Genomic DNA, 6544 nt, shown 5'->3' on the forward strand with positions numbered 1-6544 from the left:
GGTGAGTTCGGGCGCGCGTTCGCTCAGGCTGCGGCCCAGCACCACGGCGCAGGCGACGGCTTCGTCCTGGCTGCCGGCGTTCAGGCTGTAGGTGCCGGGCAGGTCGATCACGGTGACCGAGCGGCCGGCGGCGGTTTTCATGAGGCCGCGCTTGAGTTCGACCGTGACGCCGGCGTAGTTGCCCACCTTCTGCTGGCTGCCGGTGAGGCGGTTGAACAGCGCGGTCTTGCCGCAGTTGGGGTTGCCCAGCAGGGCCAGGCGGCGCTGCGCGAGACCGCTGGTGTCGATGACGTTGCTCATGGGGTAACCCTCCGCGCTGCGCGCTGCGGGGCTGAGCACCTTCGGAACGGCCGTGCGGTGCTCATGCGGCGCGCGGCTGAACCGGGATCTGTGCGGCCTCTTCGGGGCGCAGGCCGAACACCGCGTCACCCACCTGCACCACCAGCGCCCCCCCGCGGAACCAGCTGCGCTGCAGCACGCGCACGTTTTCCAGCGGCAGAAAACCCAGCTCCAGCAGGCGCGGGTGGCCGGCGCCGGCGGCGGCCACGCGGTGCCACTGGCGCGGCGGGGCCTGGTTGAGCGAGGGCATGGTGGTCATGGGTCAGCACTTGCAAATGAGAATGCTTCGCATCATAAACACAAACCACCGGACACGGTTTGATATTTCGCAAACATCGGTGCCGCGCAGGCGGCCGGTCACGCATGCCGGACAATCATGGGTTTTCCATTGCAACGCCCATCCGCGCCATGACCGACACCCGCCCCGCCCTGCCCGACCACCTCGCCATCGACCCCCGCAGCCCGCACCACGTGCGCGAAGTGTTCGACCACGACATCGGCATCCTGTTCAACGGCAAGGAACGCTTTGACGTGACCGAGTACTGCATCAGCGAAGGCTGGATCAAGGTGCCCGCCGGCAAGACCGTGGACCGCAAAGGCAACCCGCTGACCATCAAGCTCAAGGGCACGGTCGAAGCCTTCTACAAAGCCTGATGCACAAGGGCTGAGTCAGAACCCCTGCTGCGCCGGTTCGTCCTCGCCCCGCGCCGGCCCAGCCTGGGCCAGTGCCATCCACACCGGCAGCGGCAGCCGCTCCACCGCACGGCGCGGCGCCTCACGCGCCACCACCAGCTGCCCGCCCTGCACCTGCATCACCCCGCATTCGGGCGGGATGTCGTCAGGCCCGCCCACGGGGCGGCCGCGCGCGTCGTTGCCCAGCACGTACCAGCAGGCGCTGGCCATGTCCAGATACGCCGCGCGTTTGGCGGGCTTCTTCAGGTCGCCCAGCAGGTCTGCGCGGCTGACCTTGATCTCGTGCACGACAGGTTCCAGGTAGGCCTCCACCGTGCTGCGGCGGATGGAAAACACGTCCGGGCAGGCCATGACCCAGGCGTGATCGGGGCCGGTGTCGTCCCTCGCATCCGGTTCACCCGCGATCAGCGGTGGTGCTTCGGGGGCGGCCACGTCCTCCACCCCGAACAGCGCCAGCGGCACCCGCGCGCGCAGCATCAGCCCGCGCCAGGCCAGGCGCCCCGCCCGGCCCATGCTCAGCGCGACCTGCTGCACCAGCGCCTCGTGCGGCGTGCGCGCGGCCTTGTTGGTGGCGAACACGCGCGCCAGGGTCTGGATGCCGGCGTCCGTCACGCGCAGGGTCTCGTGCCCGTCGGGCGAGCGCACGCGCTCCACCTGCCCGGCCGCTAGCAGTTCCACCTCCAGCATGTCGTGGCAGGGCCACCCGGCGGACCGGTAGATCTCGCGCAGGCGGCGGTGGTGGTGCCGGGTCAGGAGGGGCGCATCGCTCATGGACTGATGATATGTCCAGTACGATGGGTGCCGCATGGACAACGCCGCACGACTGGTTGAAGACGCCACCGATGACGCCCCGCTGGGCGTGGTGGCGGTGCGCGCGCTGTGCGACTTTGCGGCGCGCGCGGGCGATCTGGACCTGCGCTTCACGCCATCGCCCAGCGGCGCCGAAGGGGTGGAAGGGCACGGCGAGGTGACCTCGCGCCGGGCCGCCAGCTACCAGCGCGAAGTGCCGCTGGCCACGGTGTGGAACGGCCTGCGGGTGCAGGGCCGCGCCGACGGCTGGGACCCCGACGCGCGCCGGGTGGAAGAGATCAAGACGCACCGCGGCGACGTGGCCCTGATAGCACCCAACCGCCGCGCCCTGCACCGCGCGCAGGCCATGGTGTACGGCCACATCCTGTGCCAGCAGCTGGCGCTGGAGGGGCTGGAAACCGCGCTGGTGTACTTCAACATCGACACGCAGACCGAGACCCCGCTGCCGCAGTGGCACAGCGCCGCCGAGCTGCGCGCGCACTTTGAAGACCTGTGCACCCGCTACGCCGGCTGGGCGCGGGCCGAGCGCGCGCACCGCGTGGCACGTGACGCGGCGCTGCGCGAACTGAGCTTCCCCTTCCCAGCCTTCCGCGCCGGGCAGCGCGCGCTGGCCGAGGCGGTCCACCGCACGCACCGCCACAGCCGGGTGCTGATGGCGCAGGCGCCCACCGGCATCGGCAAAACGCTGGCCACGCTGTTCGCGGCGCTCAAGGCGGCGCCGGGAGAAGGCGCCGGGCCGGGCACGGACAAGGTGTTCTACCTGACGGCCAAGACCCCCGGCCGCCAGCTCGCGCTGGACGCGCTGGCGACGCTGACCCAGGCCGGCACGCCGCGGGCGATCCCGCTGCGCGTGCTCGAACGCATGGCGCGAGACAAGGCCTGCGAACACCCGGACAAGGCCTGCCACGGCGAGAGCTGCCCGCTCGCGCGCGGCTTCTACGACCGCCTGCCCGCCGCCCGCACCGCCGCGGCGCAGGCCGGCCGGCTGGACAAGACCGCGCTGCGCGAGGTGGCGCTGGCGCACAGCGTGTGCCCATACTACCTGGGCCAGGAAATGCTGCGCTGGTGCGACGTGGCGGTGGGCGACTTCAACCACTTTTTCGACCACGGCGCCGCCTGGCACGCGCTGACCGAGGCCAACGGCTGGACGGTGGACCTGCTGGTGGACGAGGCGCACAACCTGATCGAGCGCGCCCGGCTGATGCACAGCGCGACCCTGGACCCTGCGGCCTTCCAGGCGCTGCGCCAGAGCGCGCCCGCCGCGCTGAAAAAGCCGCTGGAGAAGCTGCAGCGCCGCTGGAGCGCGCTGGGCAAAGAACAAACGCAGGACCACGAAGTGCTGCCCGACGTGCCCGGTGAATTCGTGGCCACGCTGCAAGGCGTGTGCAGCGACATCGGCGACCACCTGGCGCAGCACCCGCAGGACGCGGTGGACGGTCCGCTGCAGCGCTGGTGGTTCGACGCGCTGCACTTCCTGCGGGTGGCCGAGTCGTTCGCCGAGCATTCGCTGTGCGACCTCACGCGCGCGTCTCAAGCTCGCACCCAGCACCCGCAGCTGGCCATCCGCAACGTGGTGCCCGGCCCGCTGCTGGCGCCGCGCTGGGCCACGGCGCACAGCACCACGCTGTTTTCCGCCACGCTCGCACCCATGGACTACGTGGCCGACCTGCTGGGCCTGCCTGCCGACACGCTGCGGCTGGACGCGCCTTCGCCGTTCAGCGCCGACCAGCTGGCGGTGCGCATCGCGCCGCACATCTCCACCCGCTGGGCCGACCGCCTGACCTCGTTGGACGCGGTGGTGCAGGTGATCGCAGCGCAGTACCAGTCCGCACCCGGCAACTACCTGGCCTTCTTCAGCAGCTTCGACTACCTGCAGCAGGCGCTGGACCGGCTGCAGCAACACCACCGCGAGCTGCCAGTGTGGGCGCAGTCGCGCGGCATGGGCGAGCCCGAGCGCGAGGCCTTCATCGCCCGCTTCACCGAACACGGCCAGGGCATCGGCTTCGCGGTGCTGGGCGGCGCGTTCGGCGAAGGCATCGACCTGCCGGGGCGTCGCCTGATCGGCGCCTTCATCGCCACGCTGGGCCTGCCACAGGTGAACCCGGTCAACGAGCAGATGCGCGCGCGGCTGCAGGCGCGCTTTGGCCAGGGTTACGACTACGCGTATCTCTTTCCGGGGCTGCAGAAAGTGGTGCAGGCCGCCGGCCGCGTGATCCGCAGCGAGCAGGACCACGGCACCGTGTGGCTGCTGGACGACCGCTTTGCGCGCGCCGAGGTGCGGCGCCTGCTGCCGGCGTGGTGGCGGGTGGGGTAGACAGACCCCCACGCTCCGCCGCTGACGCGGGTCGCTGCCCCCGAGGGGGCGCGAATGCACCTTGGGACGGCCCGGCGGTGCATCCTCGGCCCCGCCGCTCGCCGCTCAGCTGCGGAACAGCGTGAACCAGGCTTCGCGGCGGCGGATGCGCCAGCCCTCGGGCGTTTTCGCCAGCAGGTCGCGGATCTCGCCGACCTGCTGCAGCGCATCGGCCGGGCGCCCGCGCGGGGTGGACGCGTCGCTGTGCCGGCCGCTCCACAGCAGCACGGTGCAAGCGGCCTGCGCGGTGCCGGCGGCCAGGTCCACCCGCACGCGCTGGTTGCTGACCAGGTGGCGCGTGAGGCGCTCGGGGTCGCGCGCGGCGTAGGCCGCGACGATGGCCGGGCGCCCGACCAGTTCGGTGCCGTCGGGCCGCACCAGCACGCCCCGCATCTCGAACAGGTCGGCAAAGGCCAGGAAGTCGCGGCTGTCCACCGCGTCGGCGGCGGCCAGCACGAGGTCGCGGCAGGCGGCTTCGGCCACCAGGGTGTCCAGGGCGGTGTTCATGGCGGGCTTCAGGGGGTGAGCACGAGGTGACCTACGGCGGTGTTGGACGCGGGCACATGGTAGAAGCGGTGCACGCAGGTGGGCGCGCGGCCGTCGGCGCGCTCGGGCATGGCGCCACGCGCGATGAGCCACATCACCAGCTCGATGCCTTCGCTGCCCGACAATCGCACGTAGTCCACGTGCGGGATGGCGGCGGCCGCTTCGGGCACGGTGGTCAACATGTCCATGAAGGCGTGGTCAAACACCGGGTTGATCAGACCAGCCCGCGGACCCTGCAGCTGGTGGCTCATGCCACCCGTGCCCCAGACCTGCACGTTGAGGTGCTCGCCGTAGCTCTCGATCGCCTTGCGGATGGCCCGGCCCAGCGCCAGGCAGCGGCGGCCGCTGGGCACCGGGTACTGCACCACGTTCACCGCCAGCGGGATCACCGGGCAGGGCCAGCGGAAGTCGTGCGCCGGCGGCTGACCGAACAGCAGCGACAGCGGCACGGTCAGGCCGTGGTCCACGTCCATGCGGTTGACCAGCGTGAGGTCGAAATCGTCCTGGATCACGCTCTGCGCGATGTGCGCGGCCAGTTCGGGGTGGCCCTGCACCACAGGCACCGGGCGGGCGCCCCAGCCCTCGTCGGCGGGTGCATACGACTCGCCGGTGCCGATGGCGAAGGTCGGCACCAGGTCGGGGCCGAAGGCGGTGGCGTGGTCGTTGAAGACCAGCACGACCACATCGGGCGGGTTGTCGCGCAACCAGGCGCGCGAGGCCTCGTAGCCCGCGAACACCGGCGCCCAGTACGGCTCGGCCGCACGGCCATGGTCCAGCGCCGCGCCGATGGCGGGCACGTGCGAGGTGTAGACGGTGGCGCTGACGTGGGCCATGTCAGGCACCGCTCCGTTGCGACCACTCGTGCCGGTACCGGTTGCCCTCGATGGGACGACCGCCGCGCAGCATCATGTCGCGGTAGTCGGCTTCGCTCATACCGGTCATTCGGCCCACCATCTGCTGCACGCTGATGCCGTCGGTGGCCGCGATCTTGACCAGGAAATACACGTTGCCGCCCAGCGCCAGGCAGCGGTTCATGTCGCGCTCGAGCACGGCCTGACGCTGCTCGTCGCTCATGGGCCATTCGGCCAGGTAGGCGGCTTCGTCGGCCTTGAAGCGCTCGCGGTTGGCGGCCTTCATCAGCGACATGCAGAACTGGTTGAGCCAGTAGCCCTTGCGCGACTGCTGGGCGTCGAACAGCACGGTGCCGGGGATGTCGGCGAAGTCGGCGCTGTGCATGCTCAGTCCTGCTCCAGCCAGCGCAGCAGCGCCGCGGCCACGGCCTGCGGCCGTTCCATGGGCGCCATGTGGCCGGCGTCGTCGATCACCTCGAACACGGCGCCGGGAATGAGCGCGTGCATGGCTGCGTGCTGCGGCACGGGGGCCCAGCTGTCCTGACGGCCGCACAGCACCAGTGTGGGCACGCGGATGGCGCGCAGCACCCCGGTGGCGTCGGGCCTCTGCAGCAGGGCGCGGATCTGGCGTTCGAACACGTCGGGGCTCTTGCGCGCGAACATGTCCACGATGGCGTCGATCAGGGGCGCGTCCTGCAGCCGGTCCGGGTGCACCATGCCCTGCACCCACTGGGCGGCCATGGCCCGCACACCGTCGCGGCGCGCCACGTCCAGCAGGGCCTGGCGCTTGCGCGCCTCTTCCTCGCCCGCGGCCCCGGCGGCGCGCGCCAGGTAACCGGTGTCGAGCAGGGCCACGCGGCTCACGCGTTCGGGCGCGCTGCGCAGCACCTCCAGCGCCACACGGGCGCCCATGGAATGACCGGCGATGGCAAAGCGTGGCGGCGCGCTGGCC

The 6544-nt window shown here is 71.4% G+C and carries 9 protein-coding genes; 2 read left to right on the plus strand and 7 right to left on the minus strand.

Translation table 11 applies throughout. The features are described from left to right. Together ACR2JA_RS17900 and ACR2JA_RS17905 are read right to left on the minus strand one after the other, a co-directional pair. A partial coding sequence (locus tag ACR2JA_RS17900; protein ID WP_434010425.1) for a FeoB small GTPase domain-containing protein occupies positions 1-300 on the minus strand: 300 nt, incomplete at its 3' end. Between the two features lie 61 nt (positions 301-361). Beyond that, positions 362-598, minus strand: a complete 237-nt coding sequence (locus ACR2JA_RS17905) for a FeoA family protein (protein WP_434010426.1) — start codon at positions 596-598, stop codon at positions 362-364. 149 nt (positions 599-747) lie between these two features. Here ACR2JA_RS17905 and ACR2JA_RS17910 point away from each other — a divergent pair, with 149 nt between their 5' ends. Then, a complete protein-coding gene (locus tag ACR2JA_RS17910; protein ID WP_434010427.1) occupies positions 748-993 on the plus strand; it encodes a DUF3297 family protein in 246 nt (81 codons plus the stop codon). A 15-nt stretch (positions 994-1008) separates the two neighbouring features. On the opposite strand, the gene ACR2JA_RS17915 is transcribed toward ACR2JA_RS17910, so the two are convergent. Next, a complete protein-coding gene (locus ACR2JA_RS17915) occupies positions 1009-1803 on the minus strand; it encodes a hypothetical protein (protein ID WP_434010428.1) in 795 nt (264 codons plus the stop codon). A gap of 34 nt (positions 1804-1837) precedes the next feature. On the opposite strand from ACR2JA_RS17915, the gene ACR2JA_RS17920 reads away from it, so the two are divergent. After that, positions 1838-4156 carry an ATP-dependent DNA helicase gene (locus tag ACR2JA_RS17920; protein WP_434010429.1) on the plus strand — a complete coding sequence of 773 codons (2319 nt, stop codon included), beginning with the start codon at positions 1838-1840 and terminating at the stop codon, positions 4154-4156. A 105-nt stretch (positions 4157-4261) separates the two neighbouring features. Here ACR2JA_RS17920 and ACR2JA_RS17925 read toward each other — a convergent pair whose 3' ends face one another. The 4 genes from ACR2JA_RS17925 to ACR2JA_RS17940 all read right to left on the minus strand — a co-directional run. Then, positions 4262-4702 (minus strand): nuclear transport factor 2 family protein, encoded by a 441-nt coding sequence (locus ACR2JA_RS17925; RefSeq protein ID WP_434010430.1) that lies wholly within the window; start codon positions 4700-4702, stop codon positions 4262-4264. 8 nt (positions 4703-4710) lie between these two features. Next, positions 4711-5574, minus strand: a complete 864-nt coding sequence (locus ACR2JA_RS17930; RefSeq protein ID WP_434010431.1) for a class III extradiol dioxygenase subunit beta — start codon at positions 5572-5574, stop codon at positions 4711-4713. Between the two features lies 1 nt (position 5575). Then, positions 5576-5977, minus strand: a complete 402-nt coding sequence (ligA, locus tag ACR2JA_RS17935) for a protocatechuate 4,5-dioxygenase subunit alpha (RefSeq protein WP_434010432.1) — start codon at positions 5975-5977, stop codon at positions 5576-5578. Positions 5978-5979: 2 nt separating this feature from the next. Further along, on the minus strand, positions 5980-6544 hold a 565-nt coding region (locus ACR2JA_RS17940), incomplete at its 5' end, for an alpha/beta fold hydrolase (protein ID WP_434010433.1).

This window comes from Hydrogenophaga sp. (assembly GCF_051007235.1).
In the GTDB taxonomy this organism is placed as follows: Bacteria; Pseudomonadota; Gammaproteobacteria; order Burkholderiales; family Burkholderiaceae_C; genus Hydrogenophaga.

What these genes read in the sequence shown, in the direction of transcription:
- ACR2JA_RS17910 (WP_434010427.1), top strand. Translation starts at nt 748, where the DNA reads ATGACCGACACCCGCCCCGCCCTGCCCGACCACCTCGCCATCGACCCC.
- ACR2JA_RS17920 (WP_434010429.1), top strand. Translation starts at nt 1,838, where the DNA reads ATGGACAACGCCGCACGACTGGTTGAAGACGCCACCGATGACGCCCCG.
- ACR2JA_RS17915 (WP_434010428.1), bottom strand. Translation starts at nt 1,803, where the DNA reads ATGAGCGATGCGCCCCTCCTGACCCGGCACCACCACCGCCGCCTGCGC.
- ACR2JA_RS17925 (WP_434010430.1), bottom strand. Translation starts at nt 4,702, where the DNA reads ATGAACACCGCCCTGGACACCCTGGTGGCCGAAGCCGCCTGCCGCGAC.
- ligA (WP_434010432.1), bottom strand. Translation starts at nt 5,977, where the DNA reads ATGCACAGCGCCGACTTCGCCGACATCCCCGGCACCGTGCTGTTCGAC.
- ACR2JA_RS17905 (WP_434010426.1), bottom strand. Translation starts at nt 598, where the DNA reads ATGACCACCATGCCCTCGCTCAACCAGGCCCCGCCGCGCCAGTGGCAC.
- ACR2JA_RS17930 (WP_434010431.1), bottom strand. Translation starts at nt 5,574, where the DNA reads ATGGCCCACGTCAGCGCCACCGTCTACACCTCGCACGTGCCCGCCATC.